We start from the raw sequence: 22,146 nt of genomic DNA, 5'->3' as shown, positions 1-22,146 counted from the left end.
CCATGGAGCCACAAGTTGCAAGGCTGGAGTTCCGTGAGGCGATGGCGCGGGTCTGTGCGCCGGTCAACATCGTCACGACTGATGGTCCGGCCGGCCGCGGCGGCTTCACTGCGACCGCCATGTGCAGCGTTTCCGACGATCCGCCGACGCTGCTTGTGTGCATGAACGAGCGCTCGGCGCAGACCGGCCTGTTCCTCGCCAACCAGCGTTTCTGCGTCAACGTGCTGACGCAGTTACACACCCATCTGGCGGCAAAGTTCGCCGGCACGATCCGCGACATGAGCGAGCGCTACAATGCGGCAAGATGGCAGACCATGCCGTCCGGCATGCCGGCGCTGCTCGACGCCATCGTCAGCTTCGATTGCGAGATCGGCGACGTGAACAAGGTTGGCACGCACAATGTGATGTTCGGCCGCGTCGTCGACATCCGCCACGGCAGCGACGAGGCGGCGCTGCTCTATGTCGGCCGCAACTACATGCAGCCGAGTGCACTCGGCAGTTTTGGCGGGTAGAGGCTGTCAAGTCTGGTTTTCGGATGATTCCGACTGGATCAGGTTTTCGAGCAGGTCGAGCAGGTGCTCATGCTGTTCGGCGCCGTAGCGCTGCTCGATCGCATCGTAGATGGCGATGCGCTCGGGCGACAAATCCTCGATCAGCGCCAGCCCGGCCGGGCTGATTGCGAGCAGCGCCCGGCGACCGTCATCCTTGACCTTGTTGCGGGTGATGAACTGCCGTTCCTCCATCGCCTTGATGATGCGGGTCAGGCTGGGCGGAAGGATCGAGGCGCGATTGGCAAGTTCGGTTGCCTCGAGCGGCCCGGCTTCGGCAAGCACACGCAGCACGCGCCACTGCTGCTCAGTGATGTCGTGGCGGGCAAGCATCGGCCGGAAATGCGCCATGATCACTTCGCGGGCGCGAAGCAGAGCCATGGGCAGGGAGCGGCGGGTGCTGGGCGGTAGCAAGGTCAGGTCTCCAAAAAATTCCAATTCCGGTACGACTCGCACCACACAATGAGACTCGGAACGCAGCTATATCCGCGATTTCGCCGGGGGCGGCAATCCCACCATCGGGAGCTGTATCTGCATAGAGAACGACACTTGACATTCCGCCGTCAAGATGTAATTCACATGTTAATTACAAGGTGGAGGAAACCTTGCCACATATGGCGATCGAATATTCGGCGAATCTCGACGCCAAGGTCGACATCAGCGCGCTTTGCACGCTGGTCGCTCGCACCATCCTCGAAACCGGCCTGTTCGAACATGGCGCGGTGAGGGTACGCGCTTTCTGCGCCGAGGCATACGCGATCGCCGATCGCCTCCCGGAGAACGGGTTCATCGACATGAACTTCCGCATCGGCAAGGGCCGCAGCGCCGAGGAAAAGAAACGCACCGGCGAGGCGATCTTCACTACTGTTTCGGATCATCTCGCATCTCTGTTCACGACGCCGCATTTCGCGCTGTCGCTGGAGATCCGCGAGATCGATGCCGAACTAAGCTGGAAGAAGAATGCCATCCACCCGCGCCTGGGCGGCAAGTGACAGGAACCCATATCATGGCGGCATTGGACGACAATCTGAGAAAGGCCGAGGCCTATCTCGAGCGCTTCAGAAGCGCTGGCGTGCTCAACCAGATCGGCGGCGAAGCCGTGCCGGCCGCCGACGGCTCGACATACGAGACGCTGTCGCCAATCGACCTGAAGCCGATCGCCAAGGTGGCACGCGGCAAGGCCGCCGACATCGACCGCGCCGCCAAAGCGGCGAAGGCTGCCTTCCGCGACTGGGCGGCGATATCAGGCGACGCCCGCAAGAAGCAGTTGCACAAAATAGCCGACGCCATCGTCGCGCGGGCCGAGGAAATCGCTTTCGTCGAATGCATGGACACCGGCCAGTCATTGAAGTTCATGGCCAAGGCAGCGCTGCGCGGCGCGGAGAACTTCCGCTTCTACGCCGACCGCGCGCCGGAGGCCCGCGACGGCCACGCGATCCGCGCACCGAACCAGGTCAACATGACGACGCGCGTGCCGGTCGGCCCGGTCGGCGTGATCACGCCGTGGAACACACCTTTCATGCTGTCGACCTGGAAGATCGCGCCGGCGCTCGCCGCCGGCTGTACGATCGTCCACAAGCCAGCCGAGTTCTCGCCGCTGACGGCACGGCTATTGGTCGAGATCGCCGAGGAGGCCGGCCTGCCGAAGGGCGTGTGGAACCTCGTCAACGGCTTTGGCGAGGACGCCGGCAGAGCGCTGACCGAACACCCCGACATCAAGGCGATCGGCTTCGTCGGCGAAAGCCGCACCGGCTCGATGATCATGAAGCAGGGTGCCGACACGCTGAAGCGCGTGCATTTCGAGCTCGGCGGCAAGAACCCGGTCATCGTCTTTGCCGATGCCGACCTGGAGCGGGCCGCCGACGCTGCCGTCTTCATGATCTATTCGCTGAACGGCGAGCGCTGCACCTCGTCCTCACGCCTGCTGGTCGAGGAAAGCATCTACGACAAGTTCACCGCGCTGGTGGCGGAGAAGGCCAAGCGCATCAGGATAGGCCATCCGCTCGACCCCGAAACCGTGGTTGGCCCACTGATCCATCCGGCGCATGAGGAAAAGGTGCTGTCCTATATCGAGATCGGCAAGTCGGAAGGCGCTGTCGTCGCCGCCGGCGGCGGCAAGTTCGCCGGTCCGGGCGGCGGCTGCTATGTCAGCCCGACGCTGTTCGTCGGCGCCACCAACAAGATGCGCATCGCCCAGGAAGAGATATTCGGACCCGTGCTGACCGCCATCTCGTTCAAGGACGAGGCCGAGGCGCTGGCGGTGGCCAACGACACGCAATACGGCCTGACCGGCTATCTCTGGACCTCGGACGTCACCCGCGCCTTCCGCTTCACCGACGCGCTCGACGCCGGCATGATCTGGGTCAATTCGGAGAATGTGCGCCACCTGCCGACGCCGTTCGGCGGCGCCAAGAACTCAGGCATCGGCCGCGACGGCGGCGACTGGTCGTTCGATTTCTACATGGAAACCAAGAACATCGCGTTCGCCACGGCGCCGCATTCCATCCAGAAGCTCGGCGGCTGACCGGAGACCCCAACGATGCCCTTGCCCACACCCAATCTCTACCCGGCATTCAACATCGTGCGGCTCAGCCACGTCGAGCTGGCTGTTACGGACCTCGGTAAGTCGCGCGCGTTCTATGTCGACACGCTCGGCCTGCAGGTGACCGACGAGACCAAGGACGCCATCTATCTGCGCGCCATGGAAGAGCGCGGCCACCATTGCATCGTGCTCAGGAAAGGTGCCGCGCCGGAAGCCCGCGACCTCGGCTTCAAGCTGTTTTCCGACGACGATCTCGACAAGGCCGAGCACTTCTTCAAAGCCAGGGGTCTGCCTGTGAAATGGGTCGAGCGGCCCTACCAGTCGCGTACCTTCCGCACCCGCGACCCGCACGGCATTCCGCTCGAATTCTATTCCAGAATGGAGCGGCTGCCGCCGATCCATCAGAAGTATGCGCTGTATAAGGGCGTCAAGCCGCTGCGCATCGACCACTTCAACTGCTTCTCGCCCAATGTCGACGAATCGGTGGCGTTCTACAACGAGCTCGGCTTCCGCGTGACCGAGTACACGGAGGATGCCGCGACCGGAAGACTTTGGGCGGCATGGACGCACCGCAAGGGCGGTGTCCACGACATCGCCTTCACCAACGGCATTGGCCCACGCCTGCACCACGTCGCCTTCTGGGTGCCGACACCGCTCAACATCATCGATCTGCTCGACCTGATGGCCACCACCGGCTGGCTGCCGAACATCGAGCGCGGCCCCGGCCGGCACGGCATCTCCAACGCCTTCTTCCTCTATATCCGTGATCCCGACAATCACCGCATCGAGATCTATTGCTCGGACTACCAGACGGTAGATCCCGACCTAGTGCCGATCAAATGGGACCTCAAGGACCCGCAGCGCCAGACGCTGTGGGGCGCACCGGCGCCGAAGAGCTGGTTCGAGGAAGGCAGCACCTTTGCCGGCGTCGAGCCGCGCAAGTCCGATCTGGCGGCCTCGCCGATCGTCGCGCCGTGACGTCGGCTAACTGCAGGGGAAACAAATGAGCGCGGCACGTCTCGCCACCTTCACCGTTGGCGGCAAAACGCGCTACGGCGCAATCACCGACAAGGGCGGCGTCGACCTGTCGGCGCGACACGCACAGTGGCCGAGTTTGCGCGAGGTGATAGAGGCCGGCGCACTGCGACGGCTGGCGGAAGAGGCGGACGCTTTCGCCGCCGATTTCCCGCTCGATGCCATCGCCTACGAGATACCCGTCCCCTCGCCCGAAAAGATCATCTGCGTCGGCGTCAACTATCCGGACCGCAACGAGGAGTACAAGGACGGACAGGCCGCACCCTCGAACCCGTCGCTGTTCATCCGCTTCCCGCGCTCCTTCGTCGGCCATGGCACGCCCCTGGTGCGGCCGTCGGAATCGCCGCAGCTCGATTATGAGGGCGAGATCGTCATCGTCATCGGCAAGGGCGGCCGCAGGATCGCCGAGGCGGATGCGCTGGGCCATATCGCAGCACTTTCGCTCTGCAACGAAGGGACCATCCGCGACTGGGTGCGGCATGCCAAGTTCAACGTCACGCAGGGCAAGAACTTCGACCGGACCGGCTCTATCGGCCCCTGGCTTGTGCCGTTCACCGACGAGGCACAGATCGCTGACATCGCGCTGACCACGCGCGTCAATGGCGAGGTTCGCCAGCAGGACCGCACCGGCCGCATGATCTTTTCCTTCCGCAAGATCATCAACTACATCTCGACCTTCACCACGCTGGCGCCGGGCGACGTCATCGTCACCGGCACGCCGACCGGCGCTGGCGCCCGGTTCGACCCGCCAATCTGGCTGAAGCCGGGCGACGTGATCGAGGTCGAGGCCGACGGCATTGGCTTGCTCAGCAACGGCGTCGTCGACGAAGGGACCGGCCGATGATGACGCCGGAACAGGTCGAAGACGCGGCCGCGAGGCTGTTCGAGGCCGAGCGCGACCGTCGCCAGATCAGGCTGCTCAGCCTTGATTTCCCCGGGGCGACGATGGATGACGCCTATCTCGTCCAGGCGGCGCTGGTGAAACGAAAAGTGGCCTCGGGCCTGACGATCAAAGGCTGGAAGATCGGCCTGACCTCCAAGGCGATGCAGTCGGCGCTCGCCATCGACATTCCGGATTCCGGTGTGCTGTTCGACGACATGTTCTTCGATGACGGCGGCACTGTTCCAGCCGGCCGCTTCATCCAGCCGCGCATCGAGGCCGAGATCGCCTTCGTCATGAAGGCGTCGCTGGCCGGTCCGGACGTGTCGATCGACGACGTGCTCGACGCCACCGACTACATCACGCCGGCGCTGGAGATCCTCGACACCCGTATCGAGCGCGTCAACAAGGAGAGCGGCAGGATACGGACCTTCTTCGACACCATCTCCGACAATGCCGCCAATGCCGGCGTCGTCGTCGGCGGCCGTCGTGCCGGACCGCGCGAGGCCGACCTGCGCTGGATCGGCGCCATCCTGTCGCGCAATGGCGAGGTCGAAGAGACCGGGCTCGGCGCCGGGGTGCTCGATCATCCGGCGAAGGGCATCGCCTGGCTGGCCAACCGGCTGCATCAGTACGGCATGCAGATATCCGCCGGACAGGTCGTGCTGTCGGGCTCGTTCATCCGGCCCGTGGAGTGTCGCCACAGTGACACTATCGCTGCCGATTTCGGACCCTATGGAGCGATCCGCATCACCTTTGCCCGCTAGCGGCAATTCCTCCATAGCCCGCTGACCCGACTTGCCGGCGGCGTGCTGAAACAGAACCGGAAGAGCCCGAAAGGGTGTCGGCACTCCTTGCCAGCCTTCAAAGTATCGGCGCCGAAATCCGGGTGCCGCGCGAACAACCGTTCGATGCCATCGCTTTGCTGGACGATCAGGATTAACTCGACTTCCATCGCTGGCCGCGTTCCTGAAAGGCTTTATTACGCGATAGACCACGATCCGCTGACGCGCTTTTGCGCTCCTGTTTCAATCCGAGCCGCTGTCCCGAGCCGCTGTGCAGTTTTGGGCAACATGCGTTTGATCGACAAACCCGTGGCCAGAAGCCGAGGGGTTCCTTGTCGGGACGGCCGGCGCTATCGATTCGAGCGGCCGAGCGCTGTGGACGCAATCAGCAAAACGATCGAGGCGGCGATCAGCACTGTGGCAGCAGCCGCGATGGTCGGCGTCAGTGTGTCGCGCGCGATGGTGAACATCTCGCGCGGCAAGGTGCGTTGTCCGGGACCGGCGAGGAACATCGTCACCACGACTTCGTCGAGCGAGGTGGCGAAGGCAAACAGCGCGCCCGACGCGATGCCCGGCAGAATGACCGGAAGCGTGACTTTGCGGAAGGTGAGGAAGGGTGGCGCCCCCATGCTGGCGGCCGCCCAGAGCAGCCGCCTGTCGAGACCGGTGAGAACGGCCGAGACGGTCACCACGACGAAGGGAACGGCGAGCGAGGTATGGCCGAGGATGAGGCCGGGAAGGGTCGCGGTCAGGCCGGCCATCGAGAAGACGAAATACATGCCGACGCCGACGATGACCACCGGCGCGATCATCGGCACCAGCAGCAAGGCGGAGATCGTGCGCCGACCTGGCAGATTAGGCGCCGCGAGGCCGAGCGCGGCCATGGTGCCTAGCGGCGTCGCCAAAAGTGTCGTCGAGACAGCCAGAACCAGGCTGTTGCGCAGGGCATCCATCCAGGTCTGCGTCGAGAAGAACTCGCGGTACCATTTCAGCGACCAGCCGGTGATGGGAAAGGTGAAATCGCCGCTGCTCTTGAACGAGAACAGCACGATGATGATCAGCGGCGCCATGAGGAAAGCCAGCACCATCATGGCCGTCAGCCCGAGGCCGAAGCGGCCAAGCCGGCTGGTGGTGGTTGATCGCGGGGAGGACATCCGGGCCTCCTAGCGCAGACCGGCGCCGCTGCGGCTGAGCAGGGCGTTCTGGATGGCATAAAGCGAGAGCGTGACGACCAGCATTGTTCTTTGCTGGCGGCGTCGTCGGCGCTGTGGGTTTCAAGCATGTCGGCTTCGCGGCGACGTTGTTTCTCGCGGCCATTCTCCTCGTGCTGGCCTCCATGCCAGTCCTGGAGGACGTCTCCGTTCGCATGAGGCGGCTTTGGCAGTAGCGCTGCAGAGCTTTGCCGCATGCCAGATTTGGTAGCACATTCGCGAAGGCGCTGTTCCTGGATTTCGGCAGCTATCTGTTTTGGCCGATCCTGAAGCACGAACACGATGAGACCGGCCCAACGGCAAAAGCAAGCGAACTCAGCCATACCCACTCTTAACGTAGAGTGAGGTCGAAGAGATAGCCGACGCGCCCGCGGCGGCTCCAATCGAGTGGCCGGCCGAGATAAGGGCCCATTGCCAGCCCCATCACGCGCAAATCCGAGATGGCTGGCGACAAGACTGGCCGTGACGGGAATGGCCGCATGGCTTTGGTTCGAGGCAGGGCGTATCGCCCGGTTTTCTACAGCCTCAAGACAGATGCGTCACGCATCACTAATTGAATGCGCCGCATTTTAATATATGCTGCAAGACGTAGAGATAATATCTCAAAGCTGATCAAAAAGGGGGATGCGACCGTGATAACTGCTCCACAGTTGCGTGCCGCGAGGGCGCTCCTTGGCATCGACCAGCGCAGGCTTGCCGAATTGTCCGGTCTTTCCGTGCCGACAATTCAACGCATGGAAGCCAGCGAGTCGATTATTCGGGGTAACGTCGATTCTCTCATGAAGCTGATCGGGGCACTTGACCTCGCCGGCGTGGAATTGATCGCTGAAGGCGCCTCCAGCCAAATCGGCGGGCGCGGCGTGCGACTGAAAGCGGATTTTGACCCCGCCAAAATCCTTGGCGAAGTCGATACGGATGCCAAACTCCCCGTGAGGAGCGTGGCGTGATTTCGGGGGCCGCGGTCCTCCTGTGGGGCGTCGCTGCGCTCCTGGGGACTGCGGTGCTTGCGATTGCGGAAAGCCGCAGATCCGACTCGGGAACACGCCTGATCTACGGCTTGACGCTCGGTATATCGGCGGCCGTGCTCATGGTTCTCGCGAGCCGCATCGCCGACAATCCCGTCACCCCGTCGACTGTGGTGTTGCCTCTTGGATTGCCATGGATTGGCGCTCATTTCCGTTTGGATGCGCTGTCGACTTTCTTCCTCATCGTCGTCAACTTCGGCGGCTCCATGGCCAGTCTTTATGGCCTCGGCTACGGCAGGCATGAGTCTGCGCCGCATCGGGTGCTGCCGTTCTTCCCGGCTTTCCTAGCCGGAATGAACCTTGTCGTGGTGGCCGACGACGCCTTCACTTTCCTGCTTTCCTGGGAATTCATGTCGCTCGCCTCCTGGGCCCTCGTCATGGCGCACCATCGCAAGCAGGACAATGCGCGGGCGGGCTACATCTATCTCGTGATGGCGAGCTTCGGCACACTCGCGCTGCTGCTTGCGTTCGGCCTGCTCGCCGGATCCGATGGAACCTACACATTCGACGCGATGCGAGCCGGCGATCCCACCCCGTTCGCCGCTGCTTTCGTCCTGGTTCTCATGCTGCTGGGCGCCGGCTCCAAGGCCGGACTCGTCCCGCTGCACGTCTGGCTGCCACTCGCCCATCCGGCCGCGCCAAGCCACGTCTCGGCTCTGATGAGCGGCGTGATGACCAAGGTCGCAATCTATGGCTTCATACGCGTTATTTTCGATCTGCTCGGTGAGCCGGCATGGTGGTCGGGCGTTGCCGTGCTTTTCCTTGGCGGCCTGACGGCGGTTCTCGGCATCCTCTACGCGCTGATGGAAAAGGACCTGAAGCGACTACTTGCCTATAGCACCATTGAAAACATCGGCGTCATCTTCGTAAGCCTTGGTCTCGCGCTCGCTTTCAAGGCGAACGCCATGCCATCGGCTGCAGCGCTGGCCCTCACCGCCGCGCTGTTCCACGTCCTCAACCACTCCTTTTTCAAGAGCCTGCTGTTTTTCGGCGCAGGCGCCGTGCTGACGGCAACCGGAGAGCGGGATATGGAGAAGCTGGGCGGTCTCATCCACCGCATGCCCTTTACAAGTTTTGCCTTTCTCGTCGGTTGCGTCGCGATCTCGGCACTTCCACCCTTCAACGGCTTCGTCTCCGAATGGCTGGCCTTTCAGGCCATATTGCAGAGCCCCGATCTGCCACAATGGGGACTGAAGGTCATGGTGCCCGCCGTTGGCGGTCTGCTGGCGCTGTCAGCGGCACTGGCCGCGGCCTGCTTTGTAAAGGCGTTCGGGATTACATTCCTCGGCCGGCCACGCTCGGCCGCGGTGGAACTGGCGTATGAGGTCGACCGCTACTCGCTGGCGGCAATGTTCATTCTCGCTGCCCTTTGTCTCCTGGCCGGCATTCTGCCCGGTCTTGTGATAGACGGCCTCTCATCGGTGACACTGCCACTGATCGGCAGTCGAATGCCTGTGCAGATGGCCCAGCCCTGGCTGTCTATCGTGCCGATTGCAGCGAGCCGCAGTTCCTACAACGGCCTGTTGGTGTTCCTGTTCATCGCCTTTTCCGCATCCGCTGCGGCATATGTGATCCATCGCTTTGCATCACATGCACTCCGTCGGGGTCCCGCCTGGGGTTGTGGCTTCCCGGATGTGGTCCCGAGCTCGCAGTACACGGCCGTCAGCTTCGCGCAGCCTATCCGCCGCGTCTTCGGCACGTTCGTATTCCGTGCAAGGGAAACCGTCGAAATGCCGGCACCTGGCGAGACCGGTCCGGCTCGTCTGAATGTCGAAATGCACGATGTGATCTGGGAGACGCTGTACCTGCCTATCGGCCGGGCCCTCGACTTTGCGACCGACCACCTCAACCATCTGCAGTTCCTGACGATCAGGCGCTACCTGACCCTCGTCTTTCTCTTTCTCATTGTCCTGCTCCTGGTGCTCGCACTATGGCCGTGATTCTCGAGTTGGCCGTTCAAGGCGCACAGATGGCGCTGGTGCTTTTGCTGGCGCCGCTCCTGACCGGATTCGTGCGCAAGGTGAAGGCACGGCTCTTGCGCCGCCAGGGTCCTTCCCTGATCCAACCTTACCGCGATCTCTTGCGGCTGATGCGCAAGGAAGTCGTTCTGGCGGACAACGCATCCTGGCTGTTTCGCGTGACGCCCTATCTGATCTTTGCCACCACCTGGGTCGGCGCGGCGCTCATCCCGACATTCGCCGCCGGCCTCACATTCAGTTGGACCGCCGATCTCATAGCCATTGTCGCACTGCTGGGAAGCGCCCGGTTCTTCCTGGCGCTGGCAGGCATGGACGTCGGCACGAGCTTCGGCGGCATCGGCTCGAGCCGCGAGGTGATGATCGCTTCGCTGGCCGAACCCGCCATGCTGCTCATCGTGTTCAGCCTGGCGCTCGTCGCGGGTGCTACGCAACTCTCAACGGTCGCCGCCTTCATGGGATCACCGGAGGTTGGCTTGCGGGTGTCGCTCGGGATGTCGCTCATCGCCCTCGTGATGGTGGCGATCGCCGAAAACGCCCGCATACCCGTGGACAACCCATCGACCCATCTGGAACTAACCATGGTTCATGAGGCGATGGTGCTGGAATATTCCGGTCGCCATCTGGCGATGATCGAGTTTGCCGCCTTCCTCAAGCTTCTGCTCTATGTGTCGCTGATTTCCTGCGTCTTCCTACCTTGGGGACTGGCGAGCGCCGGTGCAGGACTGGAATCCCTTGCTCCGGGTGTCGTCGCCTATGTCGGCAAGCTTGCCGTCTGTGGCGTTCTCCTCGCGGTGTTTGAGACTGCCATCGCCAAGATGCGCGTCTTCCGCGTCCCGGATTTCCTTGGGGCAGCGCTGATGCTGGCCCTGCTCGGCACGCTCCTGCTGTTCGTCTCACGGAGCCTCTGATGAACGGCCTCACCTTCGACATCGCTCACCTGCTCGCCGGCGGCCTGGTGCTGGTCAGTTTCATGATGCTGTATCAGGATCGCCTCTTTGCTCTGATCAACGTTTTTGCGCTTCATGCAATCGTGCTGGCCCTGTCCGTAGCTTGGCAGGCATACATTCAGGACGCGCATCATCTCTACGTCACGGCGGCAATCGCCCTCGTCTTCAAGGCGATCGTCATTCCTGTCGGGCTTCATCGCATCATTCAGCGGCTCGGCATCCATCGTGACGTCGAGACCGCCGTCGGCATCGGTACGACGATGCTTGCGGGGATAGGCCTGGTGACCCTGTCCATGGTCCTGATGCTGCGCGTCACTCCCGAGGCTGATCCCCTCGCCCGCGAGGACCTGGCTTTCGCGCTGTCCATCATTTTGCTGGGGCTGCTGGTGATGGTCACCCGCCGCAACGCCGTCAGCCAAGTTGTCGGATTCATGTCGCTCGAGAACGGTCTGGTCCTCGCCGCCACGGGGGCCAAGGGCATGCCTCTGGTCGTCGAGATCAGTGTCGCCTTCTCGATCCTTATCGCCTTCATCGTCATCGGAGTCTTCCTGTTCCGCATCCGCGAGAGGTTCGACTCGGTGGATGTCGGCGCGCTCGACGACTACAGGGGAGAACACCGTTGACCGCGTTTTCCCTTGATGCGGTGGCCGCCATTTTGCTGATACCGGTCTTCGCGGCCGCACTTCTGGCGGCGCTGCCGAAATACCGGATATCGGCGGGCGTCAATGTCGCTGCGAGCTTGCTGACCTTGCTCGCCGCACTGTCGCTTCTTGTCACCGACCGCCCGCAGCCTGGGCAGTATCTGCTCGTCGACGATCTCAATATCGTCTTCATCGTGCTCAACACATTCGTCGGCTTCACCACCAGCGTCTTCAGCGCTTCCTACATTGCCCACGAACTGGAGACCGGGCGGCTGACAGTCCCGAACTTGCGGTTTTATCACGCAATGTACCAGGTCATGATGTTCGGCATGAACCTGGCGTTCGTGTCCAACAATATTGGCTTGATGTGGGTGGCGGTGGAGCTTGCCACGCTGACCACCGTGCTCATGGTCGGCATCTACCGCACGCACGAAGCGCTGGAGGCAGCCTGGAAATATTTCATTCTGGGCAGCGTCGGCATCGCGCTCGCACTGTTCGGCACCATCCTCGTCTACATGGCTGCACAGCCGGTTGTTGGCGAGGGGACGAATGCGATGGTCTGGACGGTGCTCATCGCTCACGCCGCGCGCTTCGATCCGGCTCTGCTCAATGTCGCCTTCATCTTTCTGCTGCTCGGCTACGGGACGAAGGTCGGCCTTGCGCCCTTACATGCCTGGCTGCCAGACGCGCATGCTGAGGGTCCAACGCCGATTTCCGCAGTGCTGTCGGGCTTGCTGTTAAACGTCGCACTCTATGCCGTGCTGCGCTTCAAGCTATTGCTCGCGGCAAGCCCAGAAGCGATCGCACCTGGGCCATTGATGATCACGATGGGACTGACGTCGCTTGTCTTCGCGGCCTTCATGCTCTACCGCCGCCGCGACATCAAACGCCTGTTCGCGTACTCCTCGATCGAGCACATGGGCATCATCGTGTTCGCCTTCGGCATAGGAGGCCCGCTCGCCAATTTTGCCGGGCTGCTGCACATGGTCATGCACAGCCTGACCAAGTCGGCGATCTTTTTCACGGTCGGCCACATTGCCCAGGTCAAGGGGACACAGAACATCGCCGAAATCCGGGGACTGACGGAAACACATCCTGCCCTTGGCTGGGCGCTCGTCATCGGCGTCGTTGCCATTGCCGGCCTCCCTCCGCTCGGTATCTTCATGAGCGAATTCCTGGTCGTGAGTTCGACATTTGCAAGACACCCTCTTTTGGCGATGCCCTTGGTTTTCGGGATTCTGCTCGCTTTCGGCGCCCTGCTGCTTCGACTGACCGGCGTCGCTTTCGGCGAACCGCGCGGCAGCACTGCACCCGCCGAGGCGTCCTACATTCCGATGTATTCCCACTTGGCGTTGGTGTTTGCCGCCGGCATCTATCTGCCGCCACCGCTGGTCACATGGTTCCAGCACGTCGCAAGTATCCTGGGGTGAGCAGAGGAGAGAAAGAGCATGCCCGCGCTGATCGACCTCATCCTTGCTGGCCAACGTGTCGAAAATCATTTCCCGTGGTCGCGCGCCGTGGTGACTCCGAAAAAATGGGGCTTTGCCGTCGAGCAACTGGCCGAGGGCCACTGGAGCTTGCTCGGCCTATGGGGTGAGCCAGGCGCCGTCCACATGGCACTTCTCGATGAAAGCGCCGGGGACATCGGCGTCGTCAGCCTGGAATGCCCCAGTGGCCGCTACCCATCGGTCGGCCGGCTGCATCCGCCCGCATTGCGGCTCGAACGTGCGGCTGCTGACCTGTTCGGGCTCCTGCCACAAGGCGCGCCTGATATGAGACGGTGGCTTGATCATGGCCACTGGGGTGTCAGCTATCCGTTGAGTACCCGCGTCCGGACGTCTGCTGCGACTGCCTTCCCGTACAGTTTCCTGCCTGCCGAGGGGGAGAGCCTGCATCAGATCCCAGTCGGGCCCGTGCATGCCGGCATCATCGAGCCGGGCCATTTCCGGTTCACGGCGAGCGGTGAAACGGTCGTCCGGCTGGAGCAGCGCCTCGGATACGCGCACAAGGGTATAGAAGGCCTGATGGCGGGGTCCGACATCGACCGTGCAGCCAAATTGGCGGGCAGAACCTCTGGCGACAGTACCGTGGCATACTCCCTCGCTTTTGCCCGCGCGGTCGAGGCGGCGCTGGGTGTCCAGGTTCCCCCACGCGCGGTCTGGCTGCGAGCGCTCATGGCCGAGTTGGAGCGCCTGGCCAATCATCTGGGCGACATCGGCGCTATCTGCAATGATGCCGCCTTCGCGCTCATGCATGCCCACTGTGGGGTGCTGCGTGAGCGCGTATTGCGGGCAAGCGATGCTGCCTTCGGTCACCGTTTGATGCGCGACTGCATCGTGCCCGGAGGCGTGGCAAGCTTCCTGAGCGATGAGGGCACGACAGCGCTCAGGTCCCTGATCGCAGAGATCAGGCAGCGGTTTCCCGCGCTGGTCGAGCTCTACGACAACACGGCGTCGCTGCAGGATCGGACTGTCGCAACTGGCCGGCTGAAGGTGGAACTCGCTCGTCAATATCGCGCCGGAGGCTACGTTGGCCGGGCCTCCGGTCGGGACTTCGATGCCCGACGCAATCTCGCTTATCCACCCTATGGCGAACTCGCCTTCGATGTACCTCTCCTCCAGGAAGGCGATGTGAACGCCCGTGTATGGATTCGTATCCACGAGGTCGAACAGAGCCTGTCCCTGATCGAACAAGTCCTGCGACAACTGCCAGACGGACCGATCCGCGTCGATTTCGCGCAGACAAACCGATCGCATGAAGGCATGGCGCTCGTCGAAGGTTTTCGCGGCGACATTCTGGCCTGGCTGCGCATTGGCAAGGGCGGCTTGGTCGAGCGCTGTCACCTCCGTGATCCGTCATGGTTTCAGTGGCCGCTCCTTGAAGCGGCGATCGAAGGAAACATCGTTGCCGACTTTCCGCTGTGCAACAAATCGTTCAACTGCTCTTATTCGGGCCATGATCTCTGAAGGCACGCTGTCATGCGCAAGCTTCTTTTTGAAAGCCTGATACGCCCCCCTCTCACCGAGCGTCCGCCGTTGGCAAGCAGCGCGGCAGTCGACGAACTCGCACGCGCGCTCGATGGGGCTGCTCACAAACGATTGGGGCGAAGCCTGTCGATCCGGGCGGTCGATGCCGGTTCCTGCAACGGCTGCGAACTTGAGATGCACGCGCTGAACAACGCCTTCTATGACATCGAGCGTTTTGGGATCCGGTTCGTCGCATCACCGCGCCATGCCGATGTACTGCTCGTCACCGGGCCGGTCACAAAAAACATGCGCGAGGCATTGAAGCGGACCTACGACGCAACACCCAACCCAAAATGGGTGGTCGCGCTGGGAGATTGCGCAGGCAATGGCGGCTGTTTCTCCGGCAGCTATGCAGTGCTGCGCGGAGTGTCCGAGGCCCTGCCCGTCGATCTGCACATTCCAGGTTGTCCGCCGCCGCCAATCGAAATTCTGAAAGGCCTGCTCGCCTTGCTTGAGGGCGTGAATTCCAAGACTGGTACTGCCCGAAGGTGACTATGTAGAGGCTTTGCCGAGGTTGGCCTTGTCGCTGCATAGATCCAACCGATGAGTAGCCGGGAGTTTAAGGGCATCAGCCAACCTCTGTCCCAAAATTGGAAGGCGCTCGGCGGCGAGGACGGCTAAAACGCCTGCTTTTTTCGCCGGCAGCCCAGCGCTTTCGATCGAAGGGGAACCCGTTCCCTAGTCCGAAATGGTTACTTGCGCTGCAGCTAATGTAGCTACAATCTTGTGCAGTCGGAAGCTGCATGGGCCGGCTAAGCGCGAGTACCGTCTTCGCCGGCGTCTCAAGGCAGTCGACCACATTTTTGCGGTGCTCTAAGGGGGAAATCAATGAGATTGACGATTATTTGTGCGGCAATTGTGATGGCCGTATCCACCGCCGCCGTTGCACACGAGAAAAAGAGGGTGGTCAGTACACCAGTAACGTCGTGCTGTGCCGACCTGTCGGGCAGCACGATCAAGAAAAACAGGGAAACAAAATTGGATTGCAGTTCAACCGGAACTGTCTCCAGCCCGATTTCGAAAGACAAATCGGAGCCGCGCCTGGGCTATGAAACTGTCAATCCTGCAATCATATCGATCTATTAGCTGAGGAAATAACAGGCAGTTCTATCGGCGCTCAGGCTTCGGGAGCAGGGCACGAACCGACTCGCGGCCATGGCCTGCGGACGATATTCAAGCATCGATCAAGTCGGACGCCGCCGCGAAATCAGCCGTTAATCGCTTGGTGGCGGCGCTCAGCCTCATTACGCATGCCTGCGCTCAATGTTTGATGCGGTCACGCATTGCGTACCAAAGCATGCCGAGCACATAGAGCGGGCCGCGCAGCGCCGTGCCGCCGGGGAACGGCAGCGGGCTTAGGGTCGAAAACAGATCGAGCCGCGAAGCATCACCGGTGATCGCCTCAGCGAGCAGCTTGCCCGACAGCGTCGACAGGATCACCCCCTTGCCCGAATAGCCATGCGCAAAATAGACGTCGCCATAGCGACCGACATGCGGCAGGCGCGATGTCGTCACCGAGACCAGCCCGCCCCAGGCGTGATCGATGCGGCGGCCGCGCAATTGCGCAAAGGTGTTTTCCATGTGCGGCCGCACGAAGCCGGCAATGTCGGCGGGCGGCGACGGCGTATAGCGCTCGCCGCCGCCGAACAGCAGGCGTCCATCCGCCGACAGCCGGTAGTAATTGACGACGAAGCGCGTGTCGGAGACGGCCACATTGCTTGGGATGACGTCGCTCGTGTCGCCCAGCGGCTCGGTGGCGATGATGTAGTTGCCGACCGGCATAATGCGACTGTTGACGCGCGGCTCAAGCCCGTGGAGCAGCGCATCGCCGGCCAGTACGACATGCCTGGCCCGGACCGAGCCTTTGGCCGTCGAAACCCGGGGGGAAGCTTCCCGCTCCAGCCGCAGCGCCACCGAATTCTCGTGGATGGTGACGCCCGCCGCAGCCGCGGCGCGAGCAAGACCGAGCGTGTAGTTCAGCGGATGCATATGGCCACCGAGCTTCTCGTACATCGCGCCGTGATAAGGTGTGTTCACCATTCCGCGCGCCTGCGCTGCCGACAGCATCTCGACATCATGAAAGTTCATCACCGTAGAAAGGCACTCGGCCTCTTCTTCGAGGTCGCGCAGGTCGGAACCGTTGACCGCACCAGCCAGATGGCCGGTGAGCCTGAGGTCGCAATCGATGGCATGGCGCTCGATCAGACCGAGCACGAGGGCCCGCGCCTCGAAGGCGAGATCGAACAGCGCCCTCCCCCGTTCCGGCCCATATAGCTTGACCAGCCCCTTGGCGCCCTTGCGCAGGCCGGGGATCATCTGGCCGCCATTGCGCCCCGACGCCCCCCAGCCGATCTTGCCGCCTTCGAGCAGCACCACCTTCAGGCCGCGTTCGGCTGCATGAAAGGCTGCGGAGAGGCCGGTACAACCGCCGCCGACCACCACCAGATCGGCGTCGACGTCGCCCTGCAGCGCCGGATGGTCCGGAGCCGGATTGGCCGTCGCGACATAGTAGGATTTGCCGATATCCAGGCCGGAGTTGAAGCCCCCAGAATTGAAGCCCATCATCACACCTTGAGCAGCAGATGGTCGCGTTCCCAAGAGGTGACGACGCTCTGGAACAGGTCGAGCTCAACGCTCTTGACGCGCAAATAGGTCTGGAAGAAATCCTCCCCGAGCACCGCCCGAAGCGGATCGCACGCAGCGAAGCGGTCGAGCGCCTCTTCCATGGTTTTGGGCAGCGTGCTCCTGCTGCGATAGGCATTGCCCGACGCTTCCGTCGAACGAGCGATCTTCTCCTCGACGCCGAGATAACCGCAAAGCAGCGAGCCGGCTATCGCCAGATAGGGATTGGCATCGGCGCCGGGCAGCCGATTTTCCACGCGCCGCGCGGTGGGCCCGCCGGCCGGCACACGCAGGCCGCAGGAGCGGTTGTCGTGCGACCACTCGATGTTGGCGGGTGCACTGTGGTTCGGCCGGATGCGGCGGAACGAATTCACGTTCGGCGCAAACAGCGGCATCACCTCGGGAATGTATTTCTGCAGGCCGCCGATGAAATGCCCGAACATCTCGGTGTCGGCGCCGTCGCGCCCGGCAAACAGCGTGTTGCCCGCCTCGTCGACGACAGACATGTGGAGATGCATTGAGCTGCCGGCTTGTGCGGCTATCGGTTTGGCCATGAAGGTCGCCTGCATGCCACCTTCCTGCGCGGCCTGGCGCGTCATTCGCTTGAACAGCAACACCTTGTCTGCCAGCGGCAGCGCGTCGCCATGCAGGAAATTGATCTCCAGTTGGGCCGTGCCCGATTCATGGATGAGCGTGTCGAGCGGCAGTCCGGCTGCCGCAGCATAGTCATAGAGGCGCCGGATCACCGGCTCGAATTGCTCCAGTGCCGCCATGTCATAGGGATGCTGCACGCTTTCGGAGCGGCCATTGCGCCCGACCGGCGCCATCACCGGTCTGTCGGGATCGGGATTGGGCGCGGTGAGATAAAATTCAAGCTCCGGCGCCACCACCGCCCGCCAGCCGCGCTGGCGATATAGATCGAGCACGGCCCGCAACACGTGCCGCGGCGAAGCCATCCACGGCCGGTCGTCCATGTGGAACGCATCGGCGAAGACATAGGCCTTGCCTGGCCCGCCACCGGGCGCCAGACAGAGTGTTGCGACGTCCGGCACCATCCGCATGTCGGGGTCCTGGTAGGCGAACCCCTCGTCGACGGAACCGGAATAGCGGCCGTCGATGCTGACCAGGAACGCGCTGCTCGGCAGATAGAGTGCTCGGTCCTCGATCGCCTTGAGGAACTTGGCCGCTGGCAGGGCCTTGCCGCGCAGCACGCCGTTCATGTCGGGCACCAGGCACTCGACCTCGCTGACAGCGTGAGCGGCCAACCAGTCTTTCGGGTCGTTGGTGCCGTTCATGGTCGAGGCATCCGTTGTTGTGGTGTCAAGCATCAGGTCGGATCCTTGCGAGAGCGAGAATGGCTTCGGCAGCCACGTCCGTTCCGGGTGTCAGCGCCATATGCACTGCATTCTCCCGGAGGCGTGCGCGCATTGCGGCATCGGCCATCAGGCCAAGAACGCTTCGCGCCAATTCGTCTTCCGTCCAGCCATCGCGGCTGATGTGGCGCCCGACGCCGGTTTCCTCGGCACGTTGCGCATTGTCATGCCCGTCCCAGCAATATGGCATGACCAGCGACGGCACACCGAAACGTAGTGCTTCGCAAAAGCTGTTGTTGCCACCATGATGAATGAAGAGGTCGCATTTCGCCACGACCGAAGGCTGTGGAAACCAGGCATCGAGATAGACATTGTCCGGAACGGCGCGATAGCTGTCGCGCAGACCTCCGGCATTGACAATGAAGCGGGCCGGCAGCCTGTCGAAAACGGCGAGCATCCGCTGGATCAGGCCGATATCCATGGCGCCAAGACTACCGAAACTGACATAAACCAGCGGTCCGCCATCGCGCGGAAAAACCGGCACGTCGAAAGGCCCTTCCGAGCGAACGCAGCCTTCGAGATAGACGAAGCTGGCAGGGTCGAGCGGCTCGGCGCGCTGCCTTCGCACAATCGTTGGGGTCAGCAGCAGATTGAGGGCGGGCGAAGGTTCCAGAAAAAGACCCGTCGGCAAGGGCGCAAGACCGGCGTCGGTCCGAAGCCGATTGAAGCGGTCATGGGCCGGAGCGACCGCTGCCAGGTAGCGCGCCTCGAACGCCGCGCGGCTCGGGTCGTCGGCGGCGAGACCGGACAGATAGGGTGGCACATTGGCATCGGGAAGCTCAGTTTCGGCGCAGGAGACGACGCGCACCCACGGGCAGCCGGCGGTCGCCAATGCCGGGAACATGACGACGTTGTCGAGCACCACGGCGTCCGGCTTCAGCCGCGCCAGCAATTGGCGCAGTGGCGCCTCGGCGTTGACCGCAGTGTCTACAATTGCTTGCCAGGTCGGGGCAACGTAGGTTTCGAGCTGATCGATGGGGCTCAGCCTGAAATGCGGCAGATGACGGCGCACGAAGGCCTGCCAGTAGCTCTGGCGTTCGCTGTCGGTCAACGGGTCGTCAGTCGGCAACTGGTATTCCTGAAACCCATAGTCGGCGAACACGCCAGAAAAGCCGGCATGGCAGATGAACACCGGGCGGGCGCCACGAGCGCGCAGGGCCTGCGCTATGCCAACGCAATTCAGCGCAGCGCCGAAGCTCGCTTCCGGAAACAGTGCGATGGTCGGGCTGCCTTTGCGCATGATCCTCGTTATTCCGGCCGGCTGATCATGCCGAACAGCGCGGGCGCCCCGCGACTAGCCGCCTGCGGTCGCTGGCTGCGTGAAAGCCGCAGATGGACCCGAAGCAGATCGGCTGCAACCTCGTACTGCTGGCTCTCCAGATGGTCGAGTATGGTCAGATGCTCGCGCAATGATTGCTTCAGCCGGAAGACATTGACGCCGGCATACGTTCCCGGCAGCCGGCGCAGCCGGAGATGATCGGCCAACGCCTCGGCGACGAAGCGGTTGGCGGAGCCACCGGCGATCATCCCGTGAAAATCGATGTCCAGCCGTTGGAACTCTCTGGAATCGAATGCCGCGTCGGGAAGAGCCAGCAGCATTTCCATACCCTGTCGCAAGGCTGCCGCGCGCGTCCCATCCAGTCGGAACCCAGGCGCCCGAAGGGCGGCGGGTTCCAGCAACAGCCGGAATTCATAGCTCTCCCCTTGTGCGCCAAGATCGTCCGGCGCTCTCCTGAAAAGCCAGGACTGCCCCGGCGCGCGGTCCAGAAGATTTTCCTCGGCCAGTTTCTTCAGCGATTTTAGTACCGTCCTGCGCTCGGCATTATACCGTCGCATCAGCGCTCCGACGGTGACCGTCTGGTCCAGCCGGCGCGCCGAGCGGTCTCGCAGGATCATGTCGGCAAGTTCATCCTCCTCGGCGCTCGGCAGGTCGGCGGCGACGGTCGCCTGGCTCGTGAGGTCTACCGCCAAGCGATAGCCGGACTCAGCCTCCCATTGAACCACGCCTTTTTCAGTGAGCAGACGCAGCGCGGCCCGCACCGGAGTTCGGGATACGTTGCAGAGCGAAGCGATCTGCTGCTCCGGGAGATGAGCGCCGGGTTCAAAGCCGCGTTTCCGGGCCACATCGAGAATGCGCTGTGCAAGGTCGAGATGGTTGGTGCGGGGACGTCGAGCTGCAACTTGCATGGCAATTCTCGTGAAGGATTTGGCGGCTGAGGTTTGGCCGATTGCCCTTGCGGATGCGATCGGCCGGGATTCACCGTTAGTTTGACAAATTATGGATTGACGTACTTTTTTCTGCAATAGTACTGTGAGATCAATCGGCAATAGGGAACAGGATCAAAGCGGCTACGGCTGCAAGCGCTGGTCCGACGACTAAGTTCGATGATCAACCAGAATGGGAGTCTGTCATGACCACCACCACCCTGCGGCACCGTCCGTTAAGAAAATCCTTGATCGCACTTGGCCTTGGCCTGGCGCTGTCAGCGCCGGCGGCTGCCTCCGACCTCGTTATCTCCAACTGGGACGGCTACATGGCGCCGGATGCCATGAAAGCTTTCAAGGCGGCGACCGGTGTCTCCGGTGAAGTCGTGGTTCACGCCACTAACGAGGAGATCATGGGCAAGCTCGTCGCGTCCGGCGGCAAGGGCTATGACGTGGTCTTCGTCTCCTCGCCCTTTGCCGAAGTGCTGAACAAGCTCGGCCTGATCGAGGCGATCGACCATGCCAAGATCCCTAACCTCGCCAATCTCTATCCCGAGGCGGCGAAGCTGCCGCACGACGCCGGCAACAATTTTTCCGTGCCCTACACTTGGGGCACCACCGGCCTTTGCTACCGTTCGGATCTGGTGAAGGCGGAGCCGGTGAGCTGGAACGACCTTCTCGCCCCGTCCGATGCGCTCAAGGGCAAGACGACGATGCTGGCGACCGACCGCTGGCTGCTTGCCGCCGGCCAACTCGCCAAGGGCTATTCGGTGAACGAGACCGATCCGGCAAAGCTCGGCGAAGTCAAGGACCTGCTGATCTCGGCCAAGAAGACCTTGCTGGCCTATGACGACACGACCTTTTATTCAAAGCTGGTCTCGGGCGAGGCGCTGATGGTTCAGGCCTGGGATGGCTGGTGCAATTACGGGATCGCCGAGAATCCACAAATTAAATACACCATACCGAAAGAAGGCTCGGATCTCTGGGTCGATACGATGGTGGTGATGAAGGCATCGGCCAACAAGGACGCCGCCTTCCAGTTCATCAACTTCATGCTGGACGCCAAGAACCACGCCTGGGCGGCCCAGAACATCGACTACAAGGTACCGAACAAGCCGGCTATGGAAAGCCTGCCGGCGGATTTTCTCGCCAAATTTCCCAATATGAGCATGCCGGTGGCAGAGTTGGTCAAGTTCGAGCAGTTGCGCGATGTCGGCGATGCCCAACGCGACTACTCGAAGATCGTCAGCGAAATCAAGGCCGCGCAATAACCGACATCAAAATCAGAAATCCCGGTCGACGGCGGGGTTTTCGCCGCCGACCGTTG

Annotated in this window: 21 protein-coding genes; 15 read left to right on the top strand and 6 right to left on the bottom strand. The window is 62.4% G+C overall.

Annotation, left to right across the window (positions count from 1 at the left end; genetic code table 11):
- Positions 1-2: 2 nt before the first annotated feature.
- Positions 3-512 (top strand): flavin reductase, encoded by a 510-nt coding sequence (locus NKH99_RS04650; RefSeq protein ID WP_352469640.1) that lies wholly within the window; start codon positions 3-5, stop codon positions 510-512.
- A gap of 6 nt (positions 513-518) precedes the next feature.
- On the opposite strand, the gene hpaR is transcribed toward NKH99_RS04650, so the two are convergent.
- Positions 519-929, bottom strand: coding sequence for a homoprotocatechuate degradation operon regulator HpaR (gene hpaR / locus NKH99_RS04645; RefSeq protein ID WP_352767897.1), 411 nt, complete (start codon positions 927-929; stop codon positions 519-521).
- A 224-nt stretch (positions 930-1,153) separates the two neighbouring features.
- On the opposite strand from hpaR, the gene NKH99_RS04640 reads away from it, so the two are divergent.
- Genes NKH99_RS04640 through hpaH form a run of 5 tightly spaced genes read left to right on the top strand, consistent with a single transcriptional unit; the run spans position 1,154 to position 5,772 of the window.
- Positions 1,154-1,540, top strand: coding sequence for a 5-carboxymethyl-2-hydroxymuconate Delta-isomerase (locus NKH99_RS04640; RefSeq protein ID WP_352817966.1), 387 nt, complete (start codon positions 1,154-1,156; stop codon positions 1,538-1,540).
- Between the two features lie 14 nt (positions 1,541-1,554).
- Positions 1,555-3,072, top strand: coding sequence for a 5-carboxymethyl-2-hydroxymuconate semialdehyde dehydrogenase (gene hpaE / locus NKH99_RS04635; RefSeq protein ID WP_353012877.1), 1,518 nt, complete (start codon positions 1,555-1,557; stop codon positions 3,070-3,072).
- A 15-nt stretch (positions 3,073-3,087) separates the two neighbouring features.
- Positions 3,088-4,068, top strand: a complete 981-nt coding sequence (gene hpaD / locus NKH99_RS04630; RefSeq protein WP_353012874.1) for a 3,4-dihydroxyphenylacetate 2,3-dioxygenase — start codon at positions 3,088-3,090, stop codon at positions 4,066-4,068.
- A 25-nt stretch (positions 4,069-4,093) separates the two neighbouring features.
- Positions 4,094-4,969, top strand: a complete 876-nt coding sequence (locus NKH99_RS04625; RefSeq protein WP_352469636.1) for a fumarylacetoacetate hydrolase family protein — start codon at positions 4,094-4,096, stop codon at positions 4,967-4,969.
- A complete protein-coding gene (gene hpaH / locus NKH99_RS04620) occupies positions 4,966-5,772 on the top strand; it encodes a 2-oxo-hept-4-ene-1,7-dioate hydratase (RefSeq protein WP_352469635.1) in 807 nt (268 codons plus the stop codon). The genes NKH99_RS04625 and hpaH overlap by 4 nt, the downstream gene beginning before the upstream one ends.
- A gap of 368 nt (positions 5,773-6,140) precedes the next feature.
- Here the strand turns inward: hpaH and NKH99_RS04615 are convergent, their stop codons facing one another.
- On the bottom strand, positions 6,141-6,944 hold the full coding sequence (locus NKH99_RS04615) for an ABC transporter permease (RefSeq protein ID WP_353012871.1): 804 nt from the start codon (positions 6,942-6,944) through the stop codon (positions 6,141-6,143).
- Between the two features lie 689 nt (positions 6,945-7,633).
- Here NKH99_RS04615 and NKH99_RS04610 point away from each other — a divergent pair.
- From NKH99_RS04610 to NKH99_RS04575, 8 genes are all read left to right on the top strand, one after another.
- The gene (locus NKH99_RS04610; protein WP_353013123.1) at positions 7,634-7,948 is read left to right on the top strand and encodes a helix-turn-helix domain-containing protein; all 315 of its coding nucleotides are present in this window, start codon (positions 7,634-7,636) and stop codon (positions 7,946-7,948) included.
- Positions 7,945-9,966, top strand: coding sequence for a hydrogenase 4 subunit B (gene hyfB, locus NKH99_RS04605; protein ID WP_502899998.1), 2,022 nt, complete (start codon positions 7,945-7,947; stop codon positions 9,964-9,966). The genes NKH99_RS04610 and hyfB overlap by 4 nt, the downstream gene beginning before the upstream one ends.
- Entirely contained in the window at positions 9,957-10,913 is a 957-nt protein-coding gene (locus tag NKH99_RS04600) for a respiratory chain complex I subunit 1 family protein (protein ID WP_023675520.1), read from the top strand. The genes hyfB and NKH99_RS04600 overlap by 10 nt, the downstream gene beginning before the upstream one ends.
- Entirely contained in the window at positions 10,913-11,575 is a 663-nt protein-coding gene (locus NKH99_RS04595) for a hydrogenase-4 component E (RefSeq protein WP_023675519.1), read from the top strand. Before NKH99_RS04600 ends, NKH99_RS04595 begins: the two co-directional genes overlap by 1 nt.
- A complete protein-coding gene (locus NKH99_RS04590; RefSeq protein WP_352685371.1) occupies positions 11,572-13,023 on the top strand; it encodes a hydrogenase 4 subunit F in 1,452 nt (483 codons plus the stop codon). The genes NKH99_RS04595 and NKH99_RS04590 overlap by 4 nt, the downstream gene beginning before the upstream one ends.
- A gap of 18 nt (positions 13,024-13,041) precedes the next feature.
- Entirely contained in the window at positions 13,042-14,559 is a 1,518-nt protein-coding gene (locus tag NKH99_RS04585) for a hydrogenase large subunit (protein WP_352682058.1), read from the top strand.
- Between the two features lie 12 nt (positions 14,560-14,571).
- The gene (locus NKH99_RS04580; RefSeq protein WP_352685369.1) at positions 14,572-15,111 is read left to right on the top strand and encodes an NADH-quinone oxidoreductase subunit B family protein; all 540 of its coding nucleotides are present in this window, start codon (positions 14,572-14,574) and stop codon (positions 15,109-15,111) included.
- A 336-nt stretch (positions 15,112-15,447) separates the two neighbouring features.
- Positions 15,448-15,705, top strand: coding sequence for a hypothetical protein (locus tag NKH99_RS04575; protein WP_352682648.1), 258 nt, complete (start codon positions 15,448-15,450; stop codon positions 15,703-15,705).
- Positions 15,706-15,879: 174 nt separating this feature from the next.
- On the opposite strand, the gene NKH99_RS04570 is transcribed toward NKH99_RS04575, so the two are convergent.
- Genes NKH99_RS04570 through NKH99_RS04555 form a run of 4 tightly spaced genes read right to left on the bottom strand, consistent with a single transcriptional unit; the run spans position 15,880 to position 20,942 of the window.
- The gene (locus NKH99_RS04570) at positions 15,880-17,184 is read right to left on the bottom strand and encodes an NAD(P)/FAD-dependent oxidoreductase (RefSeq protein WP_352682646.1); all 1,305 of its coding nucleotides are present in this window, start codon (positions 17,182-17,184) and stop codon (positions 15,880-15,882) included.
- Positions 17,184-18,569: a glutamine synthetase family protein gene (locus NKH99_RS04565; RefSeq protein WP_353012866.1), complete on the bottom strand. Its 1,386-nt coding sequence runs from the start codon at positions 18,567-18,569 to the stop codon at positions 17,184-17,186. Before NKH99_RS04565 ends, NKH99_RS04570 begins: the two co-directional genes overlap by 1 nt.
- Complete coding sequence (locus NKH99_RS04560; protein WP_353013117.1) at positions 18,562-19,857, bottom strand: nucleotide disphospho-sugar-binding domain-containing protein; 1,296 nt, start codon at positions 19,855-19,857, stop codon at positions 18,562-18,564. The genes NKH99_RS04565 and NKH99_RS04560 overlap by 8 nt, the downstream gene beginning before the upstream one ends.
- Positions 19,858-19,862: 5 nt before the next feature.
- On the bottom strand, positions 19,863-20,942 hold the full coding sequence (locus NKH99_RS04555; RefSeq protein WP_353012863.1) for a GntR family transcriptional regulator: 1,080 nt from the start codon (positions 20,940-20,942) through the stop codon (positions 19,863-19,865).
- A gap of 83 nt (positions 20,943-21,025) precedes the next feature.
- Between NKH99_RS04555 and NKH99_RS04550 the strand changes: the two genes are divergently transcribed.
- Entirely contained in the window at positions 21,026-22,090 is a 1,065-nt protein-coding gene (locus tag NKH99_RS04550; protein WP_352454155.1) for a polyamine ABC transporter substrate-binding protein, read from the top strand.
- Positions 22,091-22,146 lie beyond the last annotated feature (56 nt).

Origin of the sequence: Mesorhizobium sp. M0854, from assembly GCF_040319815.1 — a bacterium.
Classification (GTDB): Bacteria; Pseudomonadota; Alphaproteobacteria; order Rhizobiales; family Rhizobiaceae; genus Mesorhizobium.
The sequence above is the reverse complement of the archived record's forward strand: the minus strand, read 5'-3'. Positions and strand labels throughout refer to the sequence as shown.

Coding starts and splice junctions, on each gene's coding strand:
- NKH99_RS04650 (WP_352469640.1), top strand. CDS start 3: ATGGAGCCACAAGTTGCAAGGCTGGAGTTCCGTGAGGCGATGGCGCGG.
- hpaR (WP_352767897.1), bottom strand. CDS start 929: ATGGCTCTGCTTCGCGCCCGCGAAGTGATCATGGCGCATTTCCGGCCG.
- hpaE (WP_353012877.1), top strand. CDS start 1,555: ATGGCGGCATTGGACGACAATCTGAGAAAGGCCGAGGCCTATCTCGAG.
- hpaD (WP_353012874.1), top strand. CDS start 3,088: ATGCCCTTGCCCACACCCAATCTCTACCCGGCATTCAACATCGTGCGG.
- NKH99_RS04625 (WP_352469636.1), top strand. CDS start 4,094: ATGAGCGCGGCACGTCTCGCCACCTTCACCGTTGGCGGCAAAACGCGC.
- hpaH (WP_352469635.1), top strand. CDS start 4,966: ATGATGACGCCGGAACAGGTCGAAGACGCGGCCGCGAGGCTGTTCGAG.
- NKH99_RS04615 (WP_353012871.1), bottom strand. CDS start 6,944: ATGTCCTCCCCGCGATCAACCACCACCAGCCGGCTTGGCCGCTTCGGC.
- NKH99_RS04600 (WP_023675520.1), top strand. CDS start 9,957: ATGGCCGTGATTCTCGAGTTGGCCGTTCAAGGCGCACAGATGGCGCTG.
- NKH99_RS04595 (WP_023675519.1), top strand. CDS start 10,913: ATGAACGGCCTCACCTTCGACATCGCTCACCTGCTCGCCGGCGGCCTG.
- NKH99_RS04585 (WP_352682058.1), top strand. CDS start 13,042: ATGCCCGCGCTGATCGACCTCATCCTTGCTGGCCAACGTGTCGAAAAT.
- NKH99_RS04580 (WP_352685369.1), top strand. CDS start 14,572: ATGCGCAAGCTTCTTTTTGAAAGCCTGATACGCCCCCCTCTCACCGAG.
- NKH99_RS04575 (WP_352682648.1), top strand. CDS start 15,448: ATGAGATTGACGATTATTTGTGCGGCAATTGTGATGGCCGTATCCACC.
- NKH99_RS04570 (WP_352682646.1), bottom strand. CDS start 17,184: ATGATGGGCTTCAATTCTGGGGGCTTCAACTCCGGCCTGGATATCGGC.
- NKH99_RS04565 (WP_353012866.1), bottom strand. CDS start 18,569: ATGCTTGACACCACAACAACGGATGCCTCGACCATGAACGGCACCAAC.
- NKH99_RS04550 (WP_352454155.1), top strand. CDS start 21,026: ATGACCACCACCACCCTGCGGCACCGTCCGTTAAGAAAATCCTTGATC.